The sequence below is a fragment of the Actinomadura logoneensis genome (assembly GCF_003428695.1).
Taxonomy (GTDB): Bacteria; Actinomycetota; Actinomycetes; order Streptosporangiales; family Streptosporangiaceae; genus Spirillospora; species Spirillospora logoneensis.
The window spans coordinates 1-22,724 of the sequence record NZ_QURH01000106.1; the positions used below are offsets into that span (position 1 = coordinate 1).

Annotated in this window: 22 protein-coding genes; 11 read left to right on the top strand and 11 right to left on the bottom strand. The window is 73.3% G+C overall.

The annotated features are described in order from the left end of the window. Window positions 1-275: 275 nt before the first annotated feature. The 4 genes from DZF91_RS05285 to hppD all read right to left on the bottom strand — a co-directional run bounded on the left by DZF91_RS05285 (window position 276) and on the right by hppD (window position 4,803). Window positions 276-1,928: a M1 family metallopeptidase gene (locus tag DZF91_RS05285; protein WP_235834098.1), complete on the bottom strand. Its 1,653-nt coding sequence runs from the start codon at window positions 1,926-1,928 to the stop codon at window positions 276-278. 209 nt (window positions 1,929-2,137) lie between these two features. After that, the gene (locus DZF91_RS05290; RefSeq protein ID WP_147341003.1) at window positions 2,138-2,935 is read right to left on the bottom strand and encodes an RDD family protein; all 798 of its coding nucleotides are present in this window, start codon (window positions 2,933-2,935) and stop codon (window positions 2,138-2,140) included. 86 nt (window positions 2,936-3,021) lie between these two features. Next, complete coding sequence (locus DZF91_RS42605) at window positions 3,022-3,564, bottom strand: DUF4190 domain-containing protein (protein WP_117356370.1); 543 nt, start codon at window positions 3,562-3,564, stop codon at window positions 3,022-3,024. Between the two features lie 147 nt (window positions 3,565-3,711). Continuing rightward, on the bottom strand, window positions 3,712-4,803 hold the full coding sequence (hppD, locus tag DZF91_RS05300; protein WP_117356371.1) for a 4-hydroxyphenylpyruvate dioxygenase: 1,092 nt from the start codon (window positions 4,801-4,803) through the stop codon (window positions 3,712-3,714). Window positions 4,804-4,921: 118 nt separating this feature from the next. Between hppD and DZF91_RS05305 the strand changes: the two genes are divergently transcribed. Further along, on the top strand, window positions 4,922-5,389 hold the full coding sequence (locus tag DZF91_RS05305) for an Lrp/AsnC family transcriptional regulator (RefSeq protein ID WP_117356372.1): 468 nt from the start codon (window positions 4,922-4,924) through the stop codon (window positions 5,387-5,389). Window positions 5,390-5,409: 20 nt separating this feature from the next. Here DZF91_RS05305 and DZF91_RS05310 read toward each other — a convergent pair whose 3' ends face one another. Continuing rightward, window positions 5,410-5,814, bottom strand: coding sequence for an ATP-binding protein (locus tag DZF91_RS05310; protein WP_158587857.1), 405 nt, complete (start codon window positions 5,812-5,814; stop codon window positions 5,410-5,412). 124 nt (window positions 5,815-5,938) lie between these two features. Here DZF91_RS05310 and DZF91_RS05315 point away from each other — a divergent pair, with 124 nt between their 5' ends. Next, window positions 5,939-7,267: a hypothetical protein gene (locus DZF91_RS05315; protein ID WP_117356374.1), complete on the top strand. Its 1,329-nt coding sequence runs from the start codon at window positions 5,939-5,941 to the stop codon at window positions 7,265-7,267. Between the two features lie 245 nt (window positions 7,268-7,512). Here the strand turns inward: DZF91_RS05315 and greA are convergent, their stop codons facing one another. Together greA and DZF91_RS05325 are read right to left on the bottom strand one after the other, a co-directional pair. Next, window positions 7,513-8,010 (bottom strand): transcription elongation factor GreA, encoded by a 498-nt coding sequence (greA, locus tag DZF91_RS05320; RefSeq protein WP_117356375.1) that lies wholly within the window; start codon window positions 8,008-8,010, stop codon window positions 7,513-7,515. Between the two features lie 223 nt (window positions 8,011-8,233). Beyond that, complete coding sequence (locus DZF91_RS05325) at window positions 8,234-8,701, bottom strand: DUF4307 domain-containing protein (protein WP_117356376.1); 468 nt, start codon at window positions 8,699-8,701, stop codon at window positions 8,234-8,236. A 330-nt stretch (window positions 8,702-9,031) separates the two neighbouring features. On the opposite strand from DZF91_RS05325, the gene mca reads away from it, so the two are divergent. The 3 genes from mca to DZF91_RS05340 are packed head-to-tail and all read left to right on the top strand — an operon-like array spanning window position 9,032 to window position 11,556. Continuing rightward, on the top strand, window positions 9,032-9,889 hold the full coding sequence (mca, locus tag DZF91_RS05330; RefSeq protein ID WP_117356387.1) for a mycothiol conjugate amidase Mca: 858 nt from the start codon (window positions 9,032-9,034) through the stop codon (window positions 9,887-9,889). Beyond that, on the top strand, window positions 9,889-10,233 hold the full coding sequence (locus DZF91_RS40945; protein ID WP_199486424.1) for a hypothetical protein: 345 nt from the start codon (window positions 9,889-9,891) through the stop codon (window positions 10,231-10,233). The genes mca and DZF91_RS40945 overlap by 1 nt, the downstream gene beginning before the upstream one ends. 12 nt (window positions 10,234-10,245) lie before the next feature. Next, entirely contained in the window at window positions 10,246-11,556 is a 1,311-nt protein-coding gene (locus DZF91_RS05340) for a low temperature requirement protein A (protein WP_117356377.1), read from the top strand. 131 nt (window positions 11,557-11,687) lie between these two features. On the opposite strand, the gene DZF91_RS05345 is transcribed toward DZF91_RS05340, so the two are convergent. Continuing rightward, on the bottom strand, window positions 11,688-12,161 hold the full coding sequence (locus DZF91_RS05345; protein WP_235834099.1) for a pyridoxamine 5'-phosphate oxidase family protein: 474 nt from the start codon (window positions 12,159-12,161) through the stop codon (window positions 11,688-11,690). Between the two features lie 119 nt (window positions 12,162-12,280). Here DZF91_RS05345 and DZF91_RS05350 point away from each other — a divergent pair, with 119 nt between their 5' ends. The 3 genes from DZF91_RS05350 (at window position 12,281) to DZF91_RS05360 (ending at window position 15,610) form a co-directional block, all read left to right on the top strand. After that, window positions 12,281-13,216 carry a ribonuclease Z gene (locus tag DZF91_RS05350; RefSeq protein WP_117356389.1) on the top strand — a complete coding sequence of 312 codons (936 nt, stop codon included), beginning with the start codon at window positions 12,281-12,283 and terminating at the stop codon, window positions 13,214-13,216. A 105-nt stretch (window positions 13,217-13,321) separates the two neighbouring features. Further along, window positions 13,322-14,221 carry a glycoside hydrolase family 16 protein gene (locus tag DZF91_RS05355; RefSeq protein ID WP_117356378.1) on the top strand — a complete coding sequence of 300 codons (900 nt, stop codon included), beginning with the start codon at window positions 13,322-13,324 and terminating at the stop codon, window positions 14,219-14,221. A gap of 30 nt (window positions 14,222-14,251) precedes the next feature. Continuing rightward, on the top strand, window positions 14,252-15,610 hold the full coding sequence (locus DZF91_RS05360; protein WP_117356379.1) for a dihydrolipoyl dehydrogenase family protein: 1,359 nt from the start codon (window positions 14,252-14,254) through the stop codon (window positions 15,608-15,610). Between the two features lie 88 nt (window positions 15,611-15,698). Here the strand turns inward: DZF91_RS05360 and DZF91_RS05365 are convergent, their stop codons facing one another. Beyond that, the gene (locus DZF91_RS05365; protein WP_117356380.1) at window positions 15,699-16,415 is read right to left on the bottom strand and encodes a 3-keto-5-aminohexanoate cleavage protein; all 717 of its coding nucleotides are present in this window, start codon (window positions 16,413-16,415) and stop codon (window positions 15,699-15,701) included. A 60-nt stretch (window positions 16,416-16,475) separates the two neighbouring features. Between DZF91_RS05365 and DZF91_RS05370 the strand changes: the two genes are divergently transcribed. Together DZF91_RS05370 and DZF91_RS05375 are read left to right on the top strand one after the other, a co-directional pair. Beyond that, window positions 16,476-18,455: a thioredoxin domain-containing protein gene (locus tag DZF91_RS05370; RefSeq protein WP_117356381.1), complete on the top strand. Its 1,980-nt coding sequence runs from the start codon at window positions 16,476-16,478 to the stop codon at window positions 18,453-18,455. Window positions 18,456-18,652: 197 nt separating this feature from the next. Next, window positions 18,653-19,831: a C40 family peptidase gene (locus DZF91_RS05375; protein WP_117356382.1), complete on the top strand. Its 1,179-nt coding sequence runs from the start codon at window positions 18,653-18,655 to the stop codon at window positions 19,829-19,831. A 72-nt stretch (window positions 19,832-19,903) separates the two neighbouring features. On the opposite strand, the gene DZF91_RS05380 is transcribed toward DZF91_RS05375, so the two are convergent. Together DZF91_RS05380 and DZF91_RS05385 are read right to left on the bottom strand one after the other, a co-directional pair. Next, window positions 19,904-20,548: an acyl-CoA-like ligand-binding transcription factor gene (locus tag DZF91_RS05380; RefSeq protein ID WP_117356383.1), complete on the bottom strand. Its 645-nt coding sequence runs from the start codon at window positions 20,546-20,548 to the stop codon at window positions 19,904-19,906. Next, window positions 20,529-22,040 (bottom strand): MFS transporter, encoded by a 1,512-nt coding sequence (locus DZF91_RS05385; RefSeq protein ID WP_117356384.1) that lies wholly within the window; start codon window positions 22,038-22,040, stop codon window positions 20,529-20,531. The genes DZF91_RS05380 and DZF91_RS05385 overlap by 20 nt, the downstream gene beginning before the upstream one ends. A 115-nt stretch (window positions 22,041-22,155) precedes the next feature. On the opposite strand from DZF91_RS05385, the gene DZF91_RS05390 reads away from it, so the two are divergent. Further along, a complete protein-coding gene (locus DZF91_RS05390; RefSeq protein ID WP_117356385.1) occupies window positions 22,156-22,677 on the top strand; it encodes a hypothetical protein in 522 nt (173 codons plus the stop codon). Window positions 22,678-22,724: the final 47 nt, after the last annotated feature.

A 22,724-nucleotide genomic window follows, 5' to 3' on the forward strand; every position in this document is an offset into this window, starting at 1 on the left:
CGCGAGGAGGGCCGCGACGGCGGTCGCCGCGGTGGCGGCCGCCGTGGCCGCCACGGTCGCCCGCCACCGTGTCGTGCGTGCTCGTTGACCGTTCACCCGGCCAAGACTGGACGGCGCGGGCATCCCGGTCCCGTCGCTGGGCCGGGTCTTTGACCTCCCCTTGCCGCCCGTTCACTTCCGCCGGACGCTCGATCTACCGCTCCGGCGGTGCCCCGTCCGCCCGTCCGCGCGTTCCGTCGAACGACGCTCGCGACGCGGCGGACGGACCCGGACGGTCAGAGGGACGGGCGGTGGGGCTGGTACAGCCAGGCGTCGAAGAACGGGCCGAGCTTCTGGCCCGCGACCCGCTCGGCGGTCGCGACGAACTCCGGCGTCGTGCCGTTCGAGCCGCGCTTGGCGGCCGTCCACGTGCGCAGGACGCGGAAGAACACCGCGTCCCCGAGCTTCTTGCGCAGCGCGTGCAGGGTCATCCCGCCGCGGTCGTACACGGCGCGCCCGAACAGGTCGGTGCGGCCGGGGTCGCCGATCCGGACGCCCCACAGCTCGGCGCCGCCCTGCCGGTACAGCCGGTCGAACCGCTGCTGGACGCTCGGTCCGCCCTGGCGCTGGCCCCACATCCACTCGGCGTAGGTCGCGAAGCCCTCGTTCAGCCAGATGTCCTTCCAGCGCTTGACGCTCACGCTGTCGCCGAACCACTGGTGCGCCAGCTCGTGCGCCATGATCGTCTCGTCCGGGCCGAACGAGCCGTACACCGGCCGGGTCTGGGTCTCCAGCGCGAAGTCCACGTCCGCGTCGTCGATGATCGAACCGGTGGAGGAGAACGGGTAGGGCCCGAACAGCTTCGCCCACGCGTCGGTGATCTCGGCGGTCTTCGCGGCGACGGCGTCCACGCCCGGTCCGGGGACGGTCGGGTCGACGGCCGTGAGGTAGGGGATGCCGCCGGGCGTCCGGCCGCGCCGCACGTCGAAGCGGCCGACGTCCACGGTGGCGAGGTAGGTCGCCATCGGCTGCGCGACGTGCCAGGTCGTCGTCGTCATCGCGCGCTGCCGGTAGGCGATCGTGGTGACCGTCGGCTCGGGCGAGACGGGCGGCTGCCCCGGGCCGGGCTCCTCGCCGGGCCCGCCGCCGCCCGGACCGCCACCGGGCGGCGGGCTGTTCGGGACGGTCGGCGCATCCTGCCCGCCGTCCCCGGTCCCACCACTGCCACCGCCGGGAGCCGTGCCGGACGTCGGCTCGCCGTTGGAGATCGCGGTCAGGCCCTCCGGGACGGTCACCTGGATGTCGAACGTGGCCTTGTCGCTCGGATGGTCGTTGCTCGGGAACCACGTGTGCGCGCCGCTCGGCTGGCAGGCGACGAAGACGCCGTCCCGGGTGCGGATCCAGCCGTACTTGCCGAGCACCTTGTCGCGGACGGGCTGCGGCGTCCCCGAGTACCGGACGGTCGTGACGAACCGCGCGCCCTTCTTCACCGCCTTCTTCGGCCGGACGACCAGCTCGGACCCGGCGCGCTGGTGACCGGCGGGCTCGCCGTCCACCGTCACCTCGGCGACCGTGAGGCCGGTCAGGTCGAGGTCGAACGACTCCAGCGGCTGCGTCGCGACGGCGGTGATCTCCGCCGTGCCGTCCAGCTGCCGGGCCTCGTGCTCGGGGACGATCGTCAGCTTCAGCCCGTAGTGCTGGACGTCGTAGCCCGCGTTGCCGTCGCCGGGCGTGTACGGGTCGCCCGCCGAGGAGTCCCGGCCCGGCGCGGGCGCGTCGGGACCGGACGGTCCGGGGTCCTTGCCACCGGCGCGGACCGAGACCTGGCAGGCCGCGACCAGCGCGAACGCCGCCAGTCCCGCCGTGCCGCGCAGCAGCCGCGCGGAGCGTCCGGGCCGGAGGGCGGGGGAGAACCGGACGAAGCGGGGAGATGGGGCGTCCTGAGGCACGAGGCCCAGCCTGCCCGTCCGGTGGCAGACTGGGCAACTCGTATGATCCGCCCGTCCCGGACCGGCCAGCCGCCGGGTCCCGCCCGGTCACGGCGGGGGCGGGGCCGCCGCTCCGGGCGGGACGGAGCGGTCAGCGGTGGTCGTGACCGGTGAGCGGTGGTCGTGACCGGTGAGCGGTGCTTGTGACCGGTCGCGGTGGCTGTGACCGGTCAGCGGTGGCCGTACGGGTTGGGCGCGTCGGTGTCGGCGCGGACGACCACGGTCTTGGCCGCCTTGTCGTGCAGCGTCTGCCGGCGGTGGTCGCCGAGCAGCCACACGCTGTCCACGATGCCGCCGACGCAGCAGATCGCCCACAGCACGTACATGACGACGATGCGCAGCAGGGCCGCGCCGTAACTGATCGCGCCGCCGCCGTCGGCCCGGACGACGCGGGTGCGCAGGGCCATCTTCCCGACGGTCTGCCCGAACTTGCCGTGCAGGATGGTGAAGTAGGCCAGGGTGAGGATCGTGACCAGCAGGTTGGCGACGAAGCTGCCCGCGTGCCAGCTGATCCGCTGGTCCCCGTTCGGCCCGGTGACCTCGACGACCTGGCCGAACGGCAGCGTGATCAGCCAGCCGACGATCCCCAGGATGACCCAGTCGATGATGATGGCCGCGAGCCGCCGCCACGGGCTCGCGAGCGCGCCCGCCGGATCGGAGTAGGCGCTGAGCGGACCGCCGTAACTGGGCACCGACCCGTAGGGGTCGTGCCCGCCGCCGTGGGGCGGGTGCCCGCCGTGGGGCTGGTGCGCGCCGGGTCCGCCGCCGTAGGGCTCCTGACCCGCGCCGCCGTACGGTCCCGGCCGGCCGCCATAGGGCTCCTGGCCCGGGCCGCCGCCGTAGGGTCCGGCCCCCTGACCTCCTCCGCCGGGTGGAGGCTGGTGCGGCGGAGGCTCCTGCGGTCGCTGCGGAGGCTGCCAGGGCTGCTCGTCGTCGCCCGGCGGCGGGTGGGAAGGCGGATGCGTCATGCCGTCAAGGTGTGCCGGACGGGACGGGGGCAAACGCCACCCCGCCGCCTCATGGAGCGATCTTTGCCCACGGTTGCCCGGATCGGTCAGGTGGTGCCGGAACCGGAGTGGTCGGCGGCGACAACGATGACGATGATCAGGTAGAGGATCCAGCCGACCAGCCCGATGTACCCCATGATGAGCCCGGCGATGCCCATGCCCCGCCCGCCCTCGCCGGTCCGCTTGATCCGGCCGAGCGCGATGTGGCCGAACACGACGGCGAGGATCGCCGAGATGCCGCAGAACAGCCCGAGGATGCCGGTGACGAGCGAGGCGATCGCCATCCCGTTGGTGGTCCCGGGCGTCCCGCCGGGCTGCCCGTACGGACCGTAGGGGGTCTGCCCGCCGTACCCGTACGGCTGCTGGTACTGGTCCTGCTGCTGGTGGGGGTCCTGCTGCTGGCCCTGCCGGCCGTAAGGGTCGCCGTACGCCTCCCCGTAGTGCTGCTGCTGGTGCCCCTGGCCCTGCCCCTGCCCCTGCGGTTCGCTCCAGCCGGGCTGCGGCGGCGGCTGGCCGCGGTAGGGATCGGATCCGGACGACCTGTCCTCGGGCGGTTCCCCTGGCGGCGGTTGGTGCGGCGGTGTCGTCATGCCCTCAATCTCGGCACGCGGACGCCTCCTCAAACCTGCCGCACCGCGACGGCGGGGGTCCGGCCCGGCGGCCCGCGCGGGACGAGGGGGACGCGGGCCGCCGCAGTCGACCGCCGGTCAGCCGGCAGGCGGGCGGCCGGTGGTCGGTCAGAGGTTGCCGCGGCGGGCCTGCTCGCGCTCGATGGCCTCGAACAGGGCCTTGAAGTTGCCCTTGCCGAAGCCGAGCGAGCCGTGCCGCTCGATCAGCTCGAAGAACACGGTCGGACGGTCCTGGACGGGCTGGGTGAAGATCTGCAGCAGGTAGCCGTCCTCGTCCCGGTCGACCAGGATCCCCCGCTTCTGCAGCTCCTCGACCGGCACCCGCACGGAGCCGATGCGCTCGCGCAGGTCGGGGTCCTCGTAGTAGGAGGCGGGGGTGTCCAGGAACTCCAGGCCGGCGGCGGCCATCGCGTCCACGGAGGCCAGGATGTCGTTGGTCGCGAGCGCGATGTGCTGGACGCCCGGACCGCCGTAGAACTCCAGGTACTCCTCGATCTGCGACTTGCGGCGGCTCTCGGCGGGCTCGTTGAGCGGGAACTTCACCTTGCGCGTGCCGTCCGCGACCACCTTGGACATCAGCGCGGAGTACTCGGTGGCGATGTCGTCCCCGATGAACTCGGCCATGTCGGTGAACCCCATGACCCGGTGGTAGAAGTCGGCCCACTCGTCCATGCGCTCGACGTTGCCGACGCAGTGGTCGATGGCCTGGAAGCAGCGCCTGGCCGGGGGCGCCACGAGCGGTTCGGCCGCCACGAACCCCGGCAGGTAGGGGCCGTGGTAGTTGGCCCGGTCGACCAGCGAGTGCCGCGTCTCGCCGTAGGTCGCGATCGACGCGACGGTCACCTTGCCGTGCTCGTCCTCCAGGACGTGCGGCTCCTCGAGTCCGCGCGCTCCCCTGGCCAGGGCGTGCCGGTAGGCGCCCTCGACGTCCGGGACCTCGATCGACAGGTCGACCACGCCGTCGCCGTGCTCGGCGACGTGCCGTCCGAGGTCGGTCCCGGCGCGCACCGGCCCGCGCAGGACGAACCGCGCCGAACCCGACTCGAGCACGTGGACGGCCTCGTCCGGGAACCCCGTCTCCGGACCCCGGTAGGCGACGCGGCGCATCCCGAAGGCGGTGGAGTAGTAGTGCGCGGCCTGCTTCGCGTTCCCGACGGCGAAGACGACCGCGTCCATGCCCTTGACTGGAAACTCGTCCATACCGCCAATCTCGACACCACTCGCAGAATGCGCAAGAGTGGTCCAGATCACTGGACAACCTGTGCAGTCCCTCTCGGGGACGGAAGCGCAGATTGAACAACCTGACGAGGTCGGAGAGATGATCGACGAACTGGACGGGCGGATCATCGAGCTGTTCGCCCTCGAACCGCGCGTCGGCGTCCTGGAGGCGTCCCGGCGGCTCGGGGTCGCGCGCGGCACCGTGCAGGCCCGCCTCGACCGGATGGCCAGGGACGGCGTGATCCGCGGCTACGGACCCGAGATCGACCCCGCCGCGCTCGGCTACGGGGTCACGGCCTTCGTGACGCTCCAGCTCCGGCAGGCGGGCGGCCACGATCCGGTCGCCCGCGGCCTGTCCGCCATCCCCGAGGTCATCGAGGCCCACACGATCACCAGCCCGGGCGACATGCTCTGCCGGGTCGTCGCCCGCTCCAACGCCGACCTGCAGCGCGTCATCGACCTGATCGTCGCCACCGACGGCGTGGAGCGCGCCGCCTCGGTCATCTCCCTCGCCAACCAGATCACCGCCCGCACGCTCCCCCTGGTCAGAGCCATCAGCCGCCCGTAGCCCCGGCCGGGCGAGGGGCGCTACGTGCGGAGGACGGCGAAGACCGTCTTGCCGTGCGCCTCGCGCCGGACGCCGTAGCGCTCCGCCAGGGCCGCGACGATCACCAGTCCGCGCCCGCCCACGTCGTCCAGCTCCGGCGACCGGGGGCGCGGCGCGGCGGACGACGGGTCCCGGACCTCCACGGTGACCGCGCCGGACGCGTCGGCGGCGACGGTCAGGCCGACGGTCGTCCCGTCCGCCGCGCGGACCGCGTTGGTCACCAGCTCGCACACGACCAGGCCCACGTCCTCGACCAGCGGCGTCGCGAAGCCGCGCGCGCCGAGGACGTGCTCGGCGGACTTGCGGGCTATCCCGACGGCCGACGGCACGGCCGGGTAGTTCATCGACAGCAGGATCTGCCGCGCGTTCATCGTCATGGTCGCCATCGCCTGCGTCCTCGGGCGCCGGTGCGGGGTAACGGCTGACTGCCAGAAAAGCGCGAGCGCCGGTGGCGGGCAAGGGTACGGGAGTAGCCTCGAGTAGCCTCCCGAGGTCAGCGAGGACGTCGCCATGACACACCTTGACCTGGTCACACACCCCCTCGCCTACGTCCGCCAGCAGCGCGGCTGGACGCAGGCGCACGTCGCCTCGGTGGTCGCCCGCGGCCGGAACATGGCGGCCTGGAAACAGAAGGTCTACCGGTGGGAGCGGCGCGGCGTCCGGCCGGAGATCGGCGCGCAGCACGCCCTCGCCGAGGCCCTCGGCGTCCCCGCGCGGCTCGTGGAGACCCACCCCTGGCCCGAGTGGCTGCTCTACTCCGACGGGATCCACGTCACCGCCGCCTGGTGCGCCGACCACGCCAAGACCACCCTGGCGAGGACGGTGTCGGCGCTCACCGACCGGCGCGGGTTCCTCATCCTCAGCGGCTCGGCGATCGGCGCGCTCGCCGCGGCCTGGACCGAGCCGTGGCGGCTCGTCCCGCAGGAGAAGGTCGCCCGCACCCTGGACGGCGGCCGGACCGACCACGAGCTGGTCTCGGCGATCGAGAAGCGGCTGGCCGACCTGTGGATCCTGGACGACCTGGTCGGCGGCGAGACCACCGCCCGGCTCGCGGTGAACGACCTGGAGCTGGTCACCGGCCTGCTGAACAACAGCACCTACTCGCCGGCCGTGGAGCGGCGGCTGTTCCGGGTCGCCGGGGGCCTGTGCCGCCAGGCCGGATGGGGCGCGTTCGACGGCGGGCGCCCGGCGGCGGCCGAACGCTACTGGCACGCGGGCCTGCGCGCCGCCCGGGAGGCCCGGGACGTCGACGGCGGCGTCTACATCCTGTCCAACATGGCCATGCAGCGCTTCTACGCGGGCGACGGCGCGGCGTCCCTCGCCCTGCTGGACGCGTCGCGCTCGTCCCGGGGCCGCCTCAGCCGGACGGTCCTGGCGATGCTGGACACCTGGCAGGTGCGCGCCCACGCCAAGCTGGGGGAGCGGGCCCGGGCCGCGCAGGCCCTCGCGCGCGCCGAGGCGCACTGGGAGCGGCGCCGTCCCGAGGACGACCCCGCCTGGATCTACTGGATGCAGCGCCCCTCGACCACCATCGAGCCGAACCTCGCCATGCTGGAGCTCGGCCGGGCCGCCGAGGTGCCGAGGAACCTGGCCTACTGGGTGGACCTCGACCGGGACGAGTACCCGCGCGACCACGCGCTCGCCCTCACGGTCGTGGCGACCGCGCAGGTCGAGACGGGCGACGTGGACGCCGCGGTCGCCACCGGCCGCCGGGCGCTGCGGCTGCTGAGGTCCGTCGACTCGGGCCGGGTCGGCGGCGAGCTGCGCCTGCTCCTCGACCGCCTCCCCGCCGACCGGAGCGCCCGCGAGTTCCGCGAACAGGTCACCGAGGAGACCTGACCACCGCGCCCGACCAGCGACGATCACCTGTCGCGCCGGTGCCCCGCCGCCCCGTCCGAAACCCCGACGCGTGCCGCCTGCCCGCGCGCGCCGGGACGCGTCAGTACGCGCCGCGACGCGCACGTACGCGGGTCAAGAAAGCGCCTGTATGTGACCCAGGACATCCCGGGACGCGCGCGACGCCCCGTCCCGGAAGGGGACGGGGCGTCGCGTCGTGGAGTCTTCCGGCCTCTCCGGCGGGAGGCTCAGCCGCCGTACGGGGTGGCGTCGAGGATCTCGACGCTCATGGACCGGCCGTTCGGCAGCGTGTAGGTGGCCTTCTCGCCGACCTTCTTGCCGTTGATCGCGGAGCCGAGCGGGCTGTTCGGGGAGTACACGTCGATCGGCACGCCGCTCTCCTCGCGGGACGCCAGCAGGAAGGTGACCTCCTCGTCGTCGCCCTCGAACGAGATGGTGACGGTCATGCCGGGGCCCACCACGCCCTCCGAGCGCGGGGCCTCGCCGACCCGGGCGTTCTCGAGGATGCTCTGCAGCTGCAGGATGCGGCCCTCGATCTTGCCCTGCTCCTCCTTGGCCGCGTGGTAGCCGCCGTTCTCGCGCAGGTCACCCTCTTCCCGCGCCGCCTCGATCTTCTGCGCGATCTCGATGCGGCCCGGGCCCGACAGGTGGTCCAGCTCAGCCTTGAGCCGGTCGTACGCCTCCTGGGTCAGCCAGGTGACGTTGTCAGCGCGGGTCTCGGTCACGGGTACTCCTCATCCACATGTTGCGATCTCGCTCGCCCGGACGGGGAGCGACACATCGACATGAAGTGCGGCCGGGTTAAACCTCTAGCCTATCCGGTGTGTGCGGTAAAGGTTCCCTGAAGCCGGGCCCCGCAATCTGCCGCGCGGGTTTCGGCTTCACCGGATCCTGTTCTATCCGGGTATGTCCGTCTGTTCGGGAGTTATCCCCGGTCAGACGCCCGGATCACGCCTTGTGGCAGTCGCGGATGCGTCCGCCGGTCGCCTTGCGCGGGGTCTCCAGGGTTTCCTGAGCGGTCACCTTGGCCGTCCCCTCCGGAACGGTGATCTCACGCTCGGCGAGCACGTTCAGCTTGTCGTCGTAGGCGTCCACAACGCACCGCACCACTTCGTCCTTCGGCTTGCCGACGGCGTAGGTCACGACGGCGGCGTCCTCCCTCAGGTCAACGGTGCGGGTCTCCATGGAGATTCCCGGGGTCTGCCCGACGTGCGCCATGATGATCGCCCAGCCGCCGGCGAAGACCAGCGTCGGGACGCCGATCACCAGCCAGCCGAGCCAGCCCAGGCCGGGCCGGTCGCGGCGCCTGCGGAAGGGCGAGGACGACTCCTCGTCGGCCGTCTCGCGGGCAGGCTCCACGGCCCGCTCCGTCGCGGACGGGTCGGGCGCGGAGGCTGCTGGGACGCTGGCGCTCATGGCGGGGAATCTCCGTGCGGGCTGGCGGCGTTGTCAGGAACAATTCTCTTCGGTCCCGGCCGATGCTCCGAACCGGGTCCCGTCGAACCGTGCTGTGAGGGAGATCCCCAGGTGTCCGACCAGGTGACCGACCAGATGTCCGGCCAGGTGTCCGGCCGACCGACCGGCCGGGTGCCGGACCAGGCGTCCGAGGCCGCCACCGGCACGTCCGAGCGTGCCACCGGGCCGTCCGAGCGTGCCACCGGGCCGTCCGAGCGTGCCACCGGGCCGTCCGAGCGTGCCACCGGGCCGTCCGGCGATGGCGGTCCGGCCCGTTCGCCGCTGCGGCTCATGGCGGTCCACGCCCACCCGGACGACGAGTCGAGCAAGGGCGCGGCCACCATGGCCCGCTACGTCGCCGAGGGCGTCGAGGTGCTCGTCGTCACCTGCACCGGCGGCGAGCGCGGCTCCATCCTGAACCCGGCCATGGACCGGCCGGAGGTCCGGGAGAACATCGGGAAGGTCCGCAACGAGGAGATGGCGCGCGCCCGCGAGATCCTCGGCGTCGAGCAGCGCTGGCTCGGCTTCGTCGACTCCGGCTTCCCCGAGGGCGACCCGCTGCCCCCGCTGCCCGAGGGCTGCTTCGCGCTCGAACCGCTGGAGAGCGCCGCCGAGCGGCTGGTCGCGGCCGTCCGCGAGTTCCGCCCGCACGTGATCCTCACCTACGACGAGAACGGCGGCTACCCGCATCCCGACCACGTCAAGACGCACGAGGTGTCGGTGGAGGCGTTCGAGGCGGCCGGCGACCCGGACCGCTACCCGGGCGTCGGCGGCGAGCCGTGGCAGCCGCTGAAGCTCTACTACCACATGACCTTCAACACGGCCCGGATCGAGGCGCTGGACGAGGCGATGAAGGCCGCCGGCCTGGAGTCCCCGTACGGGGACTGGCGCGAGCGGGCCAAGGACCGCCCCGAGAAGTGGGAGGTCACGACCCGCGTCCCGTGCGGCGAATTCTTCGAGACCCGGGACCGGGCGCTGATCGCGCACGCCACCCAGATCGACCCCGACGGCTTCTGGTTCGCCGTCCCACTGGACGTCCAGCGCGAGGCCTGGCCGACCGAGGACTACCATTTGGCAAGGTCCCTGGTTGACACCGAGCTGCCGGAGGACGATCTGTTCGCCGGTATCCGGGAGAAGGTGTCCGTCTGATGCTCGCCCTAGCCACCCCTGTCCTCGCGGACAACAACCTGCCGCTGAACAACGACACGGTCAGCCCCGGCTTCCTGGGGTTCGGCGTGTTCCTGGCCCTCGGGCTCGCCCTGTTCTTCCTCATCCGCTCGATGAACAAGCAGATGCGGCGGATCCAGGCGCCCAAGGAGGCCGACCTGAAGCAGCAGGAGTGGGAGCGCGCCGAGGCCGCCCGGACCGAGCCCGAGGCCAAGCCCGAGGCCAAGGCCGGGGCGAAGTCCGCGGGTAAGGGCGCTGGTGAGGCTTCGGGCAGGTCCGGTGGGCCGGCCTCGCCGCCGCCGGGCTCCTCCGACTCCGCGTCCTGACCGTCCCGCCCGATGAACGCGCCCTCCCCCCAGGCGCGCCCGGGCGGTACGGCGTCCCTGGTGCCGGTGATGCGGCTCCGGGACGGCGGCCAGGGCGGCAAGGTCACCTTCTTCGAGCTGTTCTTCGACCTCGTCTTCGTCTTCGCCGTCACCCAGCTCTCGCACAGCCTGCTGGAGCACCTGTCCTGGCGCGGCGCGTTCCAGACGCTCATCCTGCTGATGGCCGTCTGGTGGGCGTGGATGTACACCTGCTGGACGACCAACTGGTTCGACCCCGACCACCCCGCCGTCCGGATCATGCTGGTCGGCGTGATGGTCGCCGGACTGCTGATGGCGGCCACGCTGCCCGGCGCGTTCGGCCCGCGCGGCCTGTGGTTCGCGGCGACCTACGCCTCGATCCAGGTCGGGCGGACGCTGTTCGTGGCGTGGGCCACCCGGCGGCACGAACTCGGTGACAACTTCCAGCGGGTGCTGATCTGGCTGTCGGTGGCGTCCGCGCTGTGGATCACCGGCGGCCTCGTGGACGACCCGGGCCGCCGCGCCTGGCTCTGGGTGGCCGCGATCGCGGTCGAGCAGGCCGTGCCCTGGTGCGGGTTCTACGTCCCCGGCCTCGGCCGGTCGAGCACCCGCGACTGGACGATCGACGGCTCGCACATGGCCGAGCGCTGCCAGCTCTTCGTGATCATCGCGCTGGGCGAGTCGGTGCTGGTCACCGGGGCGACGATCGGCGGGCTCCCGATGGACGCCGGGCACGTCGCGGCGTTCGCCACGGCCTTCGTCGGCAGCGTCGCGCTGTGGTGGATCTACTTCGACCACACCGCCGACGTCGCGGCCGAGCGGATCGCCGCGTCCGACGACCCGGGCCGCCTCGGCCGCTCGGCCTACACCTTCATGCACATCCCGATGGTGGCGGGGATCATCGTCGGGGCGGTCGCGGACGAACTGACCATCGCCCACCCGTCCGGGCACGTCCCGGGACGGCTGGTCGCCGTGGCGCTCGGCGGGCCGATCCTCTTCGTGGCCGGGCACGCGCTGTTCAAGCGGGTGGTCTTCGGCCGGTTCACGGTGGCCCGCGTCGTCACGATCCTGGCGCTGGCGGCGCTCGCGCCGGTCGCCGGGCTGCTCACCCCGCTCCTGCTGGGCCTGCTGACGACGCTGGTGATCGCCGCGCTGGCGCTCTGGGACGTCCGCGCCTACCACCGGACGCGCCGCGAGGAGGAGGCCGCCGCCACGGTGCCCGCGCCGCGCCGCGAACCCGATCCGAGCGGCGGAGACCCGGCCCCGACCACTGACCGGATCGCGGACCCGCGCGTCGCGGACTGACCCGCCGACGACGCCGTCGCGGCCCGTCGCCGCCGAAGGCGCTGCGACCCGCCGACGACGCGGTCGTGGTCCGTCCGCCCCGAAAGACCCGCCCGTCCCCGACGGCGGCGCGGCCTCTCCGGCCCGGCGGGTCAGGCTTTGCCGTGGTCCCAGCTGACGACGCGGTCGGGTTCCATGACGACCAGGACGCGCTTGGCCATCGCCTGCTCCAGCCCGGCAGCGAACTCCGGCGCGACCGGCTCGCCGATCTCCGGGACGGGCAGCCCGGCCATCCGCGACCCGACGACCGCGCCGACCTTCAGCAGGGGTTCCCGGTCCTCGATCACCCGCCCGCTCCCGTACAGCGCGACGCCGCGCAGCTCGCCGTACTCGTCGCCGTCCTCGACCAGGCACGTCATGACCGGGTCGCGGCGCAGGTTCAGCACCTTCTGCGACGACCGGTACGTGGTGAACGCGATCTTCCCGTCGAGCAGCGCGTAGAACATGGTGACCAGGTGCGGCGCGCCGTCCCGGCCGACGGTGGCGACCTGCACCTTGTGGTTCCCGGCGAGGAACGCCGCGACCTCTTCCGGGCTCATCCTGATCTTCTCGCGCTTGCTCGGCACCGCGGCCTCCGCTCTCCGCCCGCCCGGCGGCCCTCCGCCGGCGGGACGACTCTCCGGGCTGACGACCCGGCCAGAATAACCAGGCGCTTATTACCGGAGTTCTTCGGCATCATGTGCGGATGTCCGTACGCGAACTCGTCGTCCTCGGCTCCGCCAGCGCCGTCCCGACCAGGCACCGCAACCACAACGGCTACCTGCTCCGCTGGGACGGCCACGGCGTGCTGTTCGACCCGGGCGAGGGGACGCAGCGGCAGATGGTGATGGCCGGGCTGGCGGCCAACGACGTGGACTGGATCTGCGTCACCCACTTCCACGGCGACCACTGCCTCGGCGTGCCCGGCCTCGTCCAGCGGATCGCGCGGGACGGCGTGGCGCACCCGGTCCACGCGGTGTTCCCGGCGAGCGGCGCGCGCTACTGGGAGCGGCTGCGGCACGCCACCCCGCACCGCGAGAGCGACGTGATCGTCGAGACGCCGGTCGGGGGGGAGCGGGCGGCGGTCGCGTCCGGGGAGCCGTTCTCGCTGGTCGCGCGCCGCCTGTCCCACCCGGTGGAGGCGTACGGGTACCGGCTCGCCGAGCCGGACGGCGTCACGATGCTGCCCGAACGGCTCGCCGAACTGGGCGTGCGCGGCCCGCTGGTGCGCCGCCTCCAGGAGGACGGCCGCGTCACCGCCCCGGACGGCCGCACGGTCACGCTGGAGGAGTGCTCCGCCCGCCGCCCCGGGCAGAAGGTCGCGTTCGTCATGGACACCCGGCTCTGCGACGGCGTGTTCGAGCTCGCCGACGGGGTGGACATGCTGGTCATCGAGTCGACCTTCCTGGACGAGGAGGCCGCGCTCGCCACCGAGTACGGGCACCTCACGGCGGGCCAGGCGGGCGAGGTCGCCGCGAGGGCGGGGGTGGGACGGCTCGTCCTGACGCACTTCTCCGAGCGCTACCGGCCGTCCGACGAGCCGCGCTTCACCGAGCAGGCCGCCCGGCACTTCGCCGGGGAGATCACCCTCGTCCACGACCTGGACCGGATCCCGCTGCCGCCCCGCCGCACCGCCCACTGACACCTACAGAACCGGCGGTAACGCCGGACAGCGGACGAAAGCAAGAGAACGGCAACAACCGGCATTTCTGCTGACTCGACGGCCGTGCGACGGTCTGATGAGCACATGGGGATCTCCACGACCGCCCGGGCCGGAGCGGCGGCCCTTCCCGCGGTGGCCCTGTCCGCGGCCGTCCTGCTCGTGACCGCGCTCGCCGCGGGGTGCTCGGACCCCGGTCCTCGGCACGCCCGTCCGCCCGCCGCGTCCCGGAACGGCACGGCGTCCCAGAACGGCACGGCATCTGGAAATGGCGTCGCGCCCGGCGGGGGCGGGTCGCCGGCTCCCGGCGCGACGACCGACCCGCCCACCCCCGCGTTCTGGGGCAGGCCGGTCGTCGAGGACGGCTTCGACGGCGCCTCGGTCGACCCGTCCCGCTGGGTCGTCTACAACAGCCCCGACGACCGGGTGAACCCGCGCACCGCCGCCGCCACCCGGGTGGACGGGGGAACCCTGCAGCTCACCGGCGGCATCTACGGCGGGAAGGACCTGTCCGGCGGCATCGCGTCCCGGCTGACCCTCACGCACGGCCGCTGGGAGGTGCGGATGCGCGCGGAGAAGGGCGTCGGCTACTCGGCCGTGGCGCTGCTCTGGCCGAAGGTGTTCGGCGTGCCGGAGAAGGCCGAGATCGACTTCGCGGAGATGATCGACCCGACGAAACAGAGCGCCGACCAGTACATCCACTACGGGCCGAACGACACGCAGAAGCACAACATCCTGCGCGGCGACTTCACGCGGTGGCACGTCTTCGCGCTGGACTGGCTGCCGCACCGGCTGACCTTCTGGCTCGACGGCCGGAAGGTGTGGGACTACCGCGGCGACCTGACCCCCGAACGGTCCCAGATGGGCCTCGCCCTCCAGAACGACCAGGTGTGCGACCGCGGGCCGTCCTTCTGCCGCGACGCGTCCACTCCGGCGCGGGTGACCATGTACGTCGACTGGGTCAAGATCTACAGAGCCGCTGGTTGAGGCCGCGACCGGGTAGGGCAGGATGTCCGCATGAGCACATCGGTGGACGTCGTCGTGATCGGAACCGGCCCCGGCGGGGAGGACGCCGCCGGACGCCTGGCGGACGCGGGCCTGTCGGTGGTGGCCGTCGAGTCCCGTCTGGTCGGCGGCGAGTGCCCGTACTACGCCTGTGTGCCGACCAAGATGATGGCGCGCGCGTCCGACCTGCTCGCCGAGGCGCGGCGCGCCTCCGGCCGGGCCGGGACGTCGGTCGTGACGCCGGACTGGACGCCGGTCGAGGCGCGGATCGCCGAGGAGGCCACCGACGGCTGGAACGACCAGGCCGCCGTCGACCGGCTGACCGAGCGGGGCGCCCGCGTCGTGAAGGGCCGTGGCCGCATCACCGCGCGCGGCGAGGTCACCGTGGGCGACGAGACCTTCAGCGCGTCCCGCGGGATCCTGCTGAACACCGGCACCAGCCCGACCGCACCGCCCGTCGAGGGCCTCGCCGACCTGCCCTACTGGACGAACCGGGACGTCGTCCACGCCACCACCGCCCCCGAGTCGCTCCTGGTGCTCGGCGGCGGCGTCGTCGGCGTCGAGCTCGCGCAGATCTTCTCCCGGTTCGGCGCCCGCGTCACGGTCGTGGAGGTCGCCGACCGCCTGCTCGTCCAGGACGAGCCCGAGTCCTCCGAGCTGGTCGAGCAGATCTTCGACGACGAGGGCATCACCGTCCGGACCGGGGCGAAGGTGACGTCGGCGTCCTACGACGGGTCCTCGTTCACCCTGTCGCTGCCCGACGGCGACCTGACCGCCGAACGCCTGCTCGTCGCCGCCGGCCGCCGTCCGAACATCGTCGACCTCGGCCTGGAGCACTACGACGTGGACGAGACCGTCCGCGCCCTCCCGGTGGACGACCGGCTGCGCGTCGCCGACGGCCTCTGGGCGATCGGCGACATCACCGGCAAGGGCGCCTTCACGCACATGTCGATGTACCAGGCCGCGATCGCCGTCCGGTCCATCCTCGGCGAGGACGGCCCGGCCGCCGAGTACCACGCCGTCCCGCGCGTGACCTTCACCGACCCGGAGATCGGCGCGGTCGGCCTGACCGAGGCGCAGGCCCGCGACCAGGGCCTCCGCGTCCGTGTCGGCAGCACCCGCATCGCCGACTCGTCCCGCGGCTGGATCCACGGCGCGCCGGGCAACGAGGGCTACATCAAGCTCGTCGAGGACGCCGACAAGGGCATCCTGGTGGGCGCGACGGCCGCCGGACCCTACGGCGGCGAGATCCTCGGCGCGCTGGTCACGGCCGTGCACGCGCGCGTCCCCACCGCGACCCTGCGCACCATGATCTACGCCTACCCGACCTTCCACCGCGCCATCGAGTCGGCCCTCGCCGACCTCGGCTGACCCCGAACTCCGCTGCCCCTGACCCCGGCTGAGGCCGATCTCCGCTGAGGCCGATCTCCGCCGAGTTCGGCCTCCGCCGAGGTCGGCCTCAGCCGATCCCGGGCACGGCACGCGCCGCGCGCACCAGGGCGGCGTTGCCGGACGCGGCCGTGCCGTCCGGGAGCAGCAGCGTGTCCTCCAGCCCGATCCGGGTGTCGAGCCCGAGCCGTCCGGCGCGCTCCAGCACCGGCCACGCGCCGCCGTCCTCGCCGTGCAGCAGGACAGACGCGCTGCCCGGCAACGCGGGGCGCAGTATGGCGAGCAGCGCGTCGGCCGACGCGGCGGCCGTCGCCGGGTCGGTGTCGACGACCTCCGCCAGCACCCGCAGGACCCGTCCCGCCAGGGCGGACCGGCGGAACCGCTCGGCGCCGTCGGTTCGCGACCAGATCCCCGCCTCGACGCCGACGCCCGACTCCAGCAGGGCCGCCGCGACGTCCTCGGCGCCCTCCTCGTGCCAGTTCACCGACGCGTGGTCGGGCCGGACGCGCCACGCCCTGATCGCCGCGAGCCGCGCGTCCACCTCGGGCGCGGCCCACGCGCCCGTCGTGACCCCGACGCCCACCCCGGCCGGGACCGCCGCCCGCACCGCCGTCACCACCCGCGCGACGACGTCGGGATCGAGCGTGTCACGCCCCGCCGCGTCCTTCGGGTGGACGTGCAGGTCGGCCGCGCCCGCCGCGACCGCCCGCGCCGCCTCCGCCGCGATCTCCGCCGCCGTGAGCGGCACCCCGTCCGTCCGCACTCCGTTCAAGCATCCCTGCAGCACCCCGGCATCCTCCCCGCCCCCGCTGACATTCTCCGGCCCGCCTCGGGGGAGGATCGGAGGATGAACCGTCTCAAGGACGCGACCAGCCCGTACCTCCTGCAGCACGCGGGGAACCCGGTGGACTGGTGGGAGTGGGGCGAGGACGCGCTGGCCGAGGCCCGGCGGCGGGACGTCCCGGTCCTGCTCTCCGTCGGGTACGCGGCGTGCCACTGGTGCCACGTCATGGCCCACGAGTCGTTCGAGGACGGCGCCACCGCGGCGCTGATGAACGAGCTGTTCGTCAACATCAAGGTCGACCGCGAGGAGCGCCCCGACATCGACGCGGTCTATATGGAGGCCACGCAGGCGATGACGGGGCAGGGCGGCTGGCCCATGACGGTGTTCATGACGCCGGACGGCGCGCCGTTCTACTGCGGGACGTACTTCCCGCGCGAGCACTTCCACGCGGTCCTGCGGGCCGTCCACAAGGCGTGGACGGAGCAGCGGGACGGCGTCGAGCAGCAGGGCCGCCATGTCGTGGAGGCGCTGACGCCCCAGGAGTCGGGGCTCGCCGGGACGCTGGCCCCCGACGCCGAGACGCTGGAGAACGCCGTCCGGTCGCTGGCGGAGAGCTACGACGCGGCGCGGGGCGGATTCGGGGGCGCGCCCAAGTTCCCGCCGTCGATGGTCCTGGAGTTCCTGTTGCGCCACCACGCGCGCACGAGGGACGACCAGGCGCTCGCCATGGCCGGGCACACCCTGGAGGCCATGGCCCGGGGCGGCATGTACGACCAGCTCGGCGGCGGGTTCGCTCGGTACTCCGTGGACGCGTCGTGGGTCGTTCCGCACTTCGAGAAGATGCTGTACGACAACGCGCTCCTGGCGCGGGTCTACGCGCACTGGTGGCGCATCACCGGCAGCCCGTTCGCGCGCCGGATCGCGCTGGAGACCTGCGACTGGATGGTCCACGACCTGCGCACCGCGGAGGGCGGGTTCGCCTCGGCGCTGGACGCCGACAGCGAGGGCGAGGAGGGCCGCTACTACGTCTGGACGCCCGCGCAGCTGGAGGAGGTGCTCGGTCCGGACGACGCGGCCTACGCGGTGGAGCTCTTCGAGGTGACCGGGACGTTCGAGCACGGGACGTCCGTCCTGCAGCTCCCCGACGACCCGGACGACCGCGCGCGGTTCGAGCGGATCCGCTCGGCGCTGCTGGCGGCGCGCGAGCTGCGGGTGCCGCCCGCGCGGGACGACAAGGTCGTCGCGTCGTGGAACGGCCTGGCGGTGGCGGCGCTCGCCGAGTGCGGCGCGCTGTTCGAGCGGCCCGACCTGGTCCGGGCGGCGGAGGGCGCGGTCCGGCTGCTGGCGGAGGTCCACCTGCGCGACGGACGGCTGGCCAGGACGTCCCGCGATGGTGTCGCCGGAGCCAATGCGGGCGTGCTCGACGACTATGGAAATGTGGCCGAGGGGCTACTCGCGCTGCACGGCGTCACCGGCGACCCCACGCAGCTGCGGCTGGCCGGGGAGCTGCTGGAGACGGTCCTGGAGCACTTCTCCGACGGTCAGGAGGGCTTCTACGACACCGCCGACGACGCCGAGCGGCTGTTCCGGCGGCCGAAGGACCCGACGGACAACGCCTCGCCGTCCGGACGGTTCGCGGCGGCGGGGGCGCTGCTGTCGTACGCCGCGCTGACCGCGGTCCCGTGGGCGCGCCAAGCGGCCGGGGGCGCGCTCGCACCCGCGAAGATCCTCGCGGAGCGCGGCGCGGCCCGGTTCGCCGGGTGGGGTCTCGCGGTCGCCGAGGCGAACCTCGCCGGACCGCTCGAAATCGGCATTCTGGGCGAACCGGACGACCCGCGCACGCACGAGCTGCACCGCACGGCGCTCATGGCGACCTCGCCCGGCGCGGTCGTCAGTGTCGGCGAACCGGGCGTCCAGGACGTCCCGCTGCTGGACGGCCGTCCGCTGGTGGACGGCGTGCCGACGGCGTACGTCTGCAAGGGCTTCGTGTGCCGGCTGCCGGTCACCACCGGTGCGGCCCTCGGGCGCGAGCTGCGACAGTAATTGGACTGCGGGTCCACCTTTGTTGCGGAGTGACCTTGATCTCTCCCGTGGTTGGTGTTACCTCTTGGTAGCGGAGACGGGACCGACCCGATGCGGCCCGAACCGACCGGGTGTCGGCGGAGACGCCGGGTATCTGGACTCTGGTCGCGAAACCGCACCATGGTCGGTGGTCCACCGAACGACGAGGGAGCGATGCCGTGCGCAAGCCGAACCGCCGGGTTCTACCGACGATCATCGGCGTTTCGGTCGTGACCACCCTGGCCGTGAACACGGCCGTGCTGGTGGCGGGCGGCGGTCGCACCCCGCACGCGCCCCGGCCGATGAGCGGCCGGTTCGTCGCCGCGTCCAGCGACTCGGCGCTGACGCCGCAGCCCGTCGCGCCGCTCGGTCGGCGCCTCGAGCCGCAGGTGATGGTCGCCGGGGCCGGCACGCTGCCCGCCGACGTCGTGGCGAAGGTCCGCGCGATGAAGGGCGTGCAGGGCGTCGAGACCGTGGACGCCGTGCAGGCGATGCTCGGCGGCAAGCGCGTCGGGCTGATGGGCGTCAACGCCTCGACCTTCCGCGGGTACACGCCCGAGCCGACCGCCAAGTCGGACGCGCTGTGGCGCAACGTCGCCGCGGGCGACGTCGCGATCTCCTTCACGCTCGGCAGCGACGGCGGCGTGGCGCTCGGCAGCCGCGTCCCCGTGGGCGGCCGGGACCACACGTCCGAACTGCGCGTCGGCGCGTACGCGACGATGGGCATCGGCGACGTGGACGCGGTCGTCTCGCACGAGACCGCGCGGTCGCTCGGCCTGCCGTCCGGCAACGCGATTCTGGTCAGCGCGCCGAAGACCGACACGGCGAAGCTGCTCAAGGCGATCCGCAAGGTGCTGCCGAAGGGCCTGCGGGCGGTCGAGGTCGATCCGAAGATCGACTACCCGGCGCCCGGCGGCGTGTCCGGCGGGGCCGGCGCGTCCGGCAAGGTGATGACGGCCGCGCAGGTGCGGACCGTGATCCGCGCCGCGGCGTCCCGCATCGGCTGGCCGTACGTCTGGGGCGGGGAGTCGGAGGCCGAAGGCGGCTACGACTGCTCCGGGCTGCTGCTCTACGCCTTCAACAAGGCCGGGATCCGGATGCCGCGCGTGGCCGCCGACCAGGCCCGCACGGGGTACGTGGTCCCGTTCAGCAAGGCGCAGCCGGGTGACCTGCTGATCTGGGCGAACGACCCGACCGCGCCCGGCTACATCTCGCACATCGCGCTGTACATCGGCGGCGGCAAGATGATCGTCGCCCCGCACACCGGGACGGACGTCCAGATCCAGAACGTCTACTTCCGCAACTTCAAGGGCGCGATCCGGGTCAGCCCGCAGATGGCCGCCCGCGCCGCCGGCTGACCCCCGGCCCACCTCGCTCGACCGCCCGCACCCCCGCGTGGACTCCGCGCGGACGCCGCGCGGGCGGTCCGGCTAGAGCGGGCAGCCCGCGGCGAGGAACGCGAGGTTGTGGTCGACGAGTTCGGCCATGTCCTCGAACGCCACGGCGCCGTCCATCCAGGCGTACATCGCCGACATCAGGACGCCGGTGACCGCCCAGGCGAGCGCGTCGGCGTCCAGGTCGTCCGGGCGGCGTCCGGCGCGCTCGGCGATGACCTCCTTGAGCGCCCCCTGCGTCCCGGACCGCGTCGCCTCGATCATCCGCGCCCGGACGGACGGGACGGTGGAGGTCAGCCGCAGCCGCGCCATGAGCAGGTCCTGGTCGGTGGCCAGCATCTGCGGCAGCAGCTCGTCGAACACCCGGCGCAGCGCCTCGATCGGGGGCAGCTCGGGCGGCTGGCGGCGGAACAGGTCCATCATGACCGGGTCGTACTCGTCCGAGATGACCACGTCCTCCTTGGTGGGGAAGTACCGGAAGAACGTGCTGGGCGAGATCTCCGCGGCGGCGGCGATCTGCTCGACGGTGGTGCCGTCGTAGCCCTGGCTCTCGAACAGGCGCAGGGCGTGCTGCTGGATGGCCCGGCGCGTCTTCAGCTTCTTGCGCTCCCGCAGCGGCAGCCGGTCCAGCGGGTCGTCGGACCGGTCGGCGGCGTGCCGTTCAGGAAGCGATGTGCTCATGTTCCGATTCTGGTGCATCGGCGGGGCGGCGCGCCGGACGGGGGAGCAGCCGCCACACCAGGACGGCCATCACCAGCGACACCCCGGCGGACGCGAGGAGCACCGCGCCCATTCCCGAGGCGTAGGCGTCCCGCGCCGCGCGCAGCAGCGCGGGGTCGCCCGTCCTCCCGGCCAACGCCACGGCCTGCCCGACCGACGCGCGGGCCGCGTGCGGGACGTCCGTGCCCGTGCGGTCCCGGTACACCGCCGACGAGAGGCTGCCGAGCACCGCCACCGCCAGTGCGCCGCTCGTCTGCCGGATCGTCTGCACCAGCCCGGAGCCGCGTCCCGCCTGGTCGTCGGGGAGGCCGGCGAGGGCCAGGTCCATCGCGGGGACGAGCGCGAACCCGGTGCCCGTGCCGGTGACGGCGAGCCACGTCGCGACGAACGCGTAGGACGAGCCGGGGGTGGTGAACGCGCCGAGCACCAGCCCGGGAACGAGCACCAGGAGCCCGGTGAGGATGAGCGCCTTGTGCCCGAACCGGGGCGCGAGCCGGTCGACGGCCAGCCCGGCGACCAGCAGCCCGGCCATCATCGGGATCATCCGCAGCCCGGTCCCGAACGCGTCCACCCCGCGCACCGCCTGGAGGTACTGCGGCAGGACGAACAGCGCTCCGGACATCACCACCGTGCCGACCGCGCCCGCGACCGTCCCCCAGAGGAAGGCGGGGGAGCGGAACAGCCGCAGGTCCATCAGGGGTTCCCGGACGCGCGACTCGTAGGCGACGAGCGCGGCGAGCAGGACGGCGCCCGCGGCGACCGCGGAGACCACGGACGGGTCGGTCCAGCCGTTCTCGGGGGCCTGGATCACGCCGTAGACCAGCAGCGCCAGCCCGGAGGCCGACAGCGCCGCGCCGCCCAGGTCCAGCCGAGGCGCGGACGGGTCGCGCGACTCCGGCAGCAGCAGCGCGACCGCGAGCACGCCGACCACCACCATCGGCACGTTGACCAGGAAGATCGAGCCCCACCAGAAGTGCTCCAGCAGCACGCCGCCGAGCAGCGGTCCGAGCGGCAGGCCGAGCGCCATCGAGCCGGACCAGACGGCGATGGCCCGGGTGCGCTCCTCCGGCGAGAAGATCGCGGGCAGCATCGACATCGACAGCGGCATCACCAGGCCCGCGCCGACGCCCATCACCATGCGGGCGGCGATCAGGCCGTCCGGGCCGTCCACCAGGCTGCCCGCCAGCGACGCCGCACCGAACAGGACGAGCCCGGTGAGCAGCAGCCGCCTGCGTCCGAACCGGTCGCCGAGCAGTCCGGCCGGGAGCAGCAGGGCGGCGAACACGAGCGTGTAGGCGTCCACGATCCACTGCAGGCCGCTGGTGCCGGAGTGCAGCTCCACCGAGAGCGTCGGCAGCGCGACGTTCAGGATCGTCATGTCGAACCCCAGGGCGAGCAGGGCGAGCGCGAGCGCGCCGAGTCCCCACCAGCGCCGGGACTTCTCGGTCAGCATGACAGTCACCTCTCTTTGAGCGTCCCTATGAAATGAGAGTAACTCCCAAAAGATGGTGACGGTCAATGACTGTGGACCCTGGCACTCCGCCCGAACGGGTTGTAATTTTGATTACATGACTACGAGTGAAGCGGTCGAGGCCGTCCGCGGCTGGTTCGCGGGCCGCCTGCCGGACGGCTGGTTCGAGGGCGCGCCGGAGATCGTGCTGGACCGCGAGGAGATCGGCGTCATCGGCCGCCTCCCCGAACCGTCCGCCGCCGCCGACGTGTCCGCCACCGAGCGCGCCGAGATGTGCGCCGGGCACATCCAGCGGTTCCGGGAGGGCACCCGCGACCAGCGCGTCGCGATCGCCCGGGAGGCCGAGCACCGCTTCGGCCAGAAGGTCTCCTGGGGCGCGGCCTGCGGCGACCAGCGGGAGATGTTCACCACGCTCTCGGTGCCGGTCATGACCCGCCTGCGGCAGCCCGAGCGGCGCGTCCTGGACACCCTGGTGGACGCCGGGGTCGCGCGCAGCCGCAGCGACGCGCTCGCCTGGTGCGTCCGCCTCGTCGGCAAGAACACCGACGCCTGGCTCACCGAGCTCCGCACCGCGCTGGAGCACGTCGAACGCGCCCGCGCCGCCGGCCCCCAGGCGTAACGGCCCCGGCCCCGGCCCCGGCCGCGCGCCGCCGCCGGATGCCGAGG

Coding starts and splice junctions, on each gene's coding strand:
- DZF91_RS05290 (WP_147341003.1), bottom strand. CDS start 2,935: ATGACGCATCCGCCTTCCCACCCGCCGCCGGGCGACGACGAGCAGCCC.
- DZF91_RS42605 (WP_117356370.1), bottom strand. CDS start 3,564: ATGACGACACCGCCGCACCAACCGCCGCCAGGGGAACCGCCCGAGGAC.
- hppD (WP_117356371.1), bottom strand. CDS start 4,803: ATGGACGAGTTTCCAGTCAAGGGCATGGACGCGGTCGTCTTCGCCGTC.
- DZF91_RS05305 (WP_117356372.1), top strand. CDS start 4,922: ATGATCGACGAACTGGACGGGCGGATCATCGAGCTGTTCGCCCTCGAA.
- DZF91_RS05310 (WP_158587857.1), bottom strand. CDS start 5,814: ATGGCGACCATGACGATGAACGCGCGGCAGATCCTGCTGTCGATGAAC.
- DZF91_RS05315 (WP_117356374.1), top strand. CDS start 5,939: ATGACACACCTTGACCTGGTCACACACCCCCTCGCCTACGTCCGCCAG.
- DZF91_RS05325 (WP_117356376.1), bottom strand. CDS start 8,701: ATGAGCGCCAGCGTCCCAGCAGCCTCCGCGCCCGACCCGTCCGCGACG.
- mca (WP_117356387.1), top strand. CDS start 9,032: ATGGCGGTCCACGCCCACCCGGACGACGAGTCGAGCAAGGGCGCGGCC.
- DZF91_RS40945 (WP_199486424.1), top strand. CDS start 9,889: ATGCTCGCCCTAGCCACCCCTGTCCTCGCGGACAACAACCTGCCGCTG.
- DZF91_RS05340 (WP_117356377.1), top strand. CDS start 10,246: ATGAACGCGCCCTCCCCCCAGGCGCGCCCGGGCGGTACGGCGTCCCTG.
- DZF91_RS05350 (WP_117356389.1), top strand. CDS start 12,281: ATGTCCGTACGCGAACTCGTCGTCCTCGGCTCCGCCAGCGCCGTCCCG.
- DZF91_RS05355 (WP_117356378.1), top strand. CDS start 13,322: ATGGGGATCTCCACGACCGCCCGGGCCGGAGCGGCGGCCCTTCCCGCG.
- DZF91_RS05360 (WP_117356379.1), top strand. CDS start 14,252: ATGAGCACATCGGTGGACGTCGTCGTGATCGGAACCGGCCCCGGCGGG.
- DZF91_RS05370 (WP_117356381.1), top strand. CDS start 16,476: ATGAACCGTCTCAAGGACGCGACCAGCCCGTACCTCCTGCAGCACGCG.
- DZF91_RS05380 (WP_117356383.1), bottom strand. CDS start 20,548: ATGAGCACATCGCTTCCTGAACGGCACGCCGCCGACCGGTCCGACGAC.
- DZF91_RS05385 (WP_117356384.1), bottom strand. CDS start 22,040: ATGCTGACCGAGAAGTCCCGGCGCTGGTGGGGACTCGGCGCGCTCGCG.
- DZF91_RS05390 (WP_117356385.1), top strand. CDS start 22,156: ATGACTACGAGTGAAGCGGTCGAGGCCGTCCGCGGCTGGTTCGCGGGC.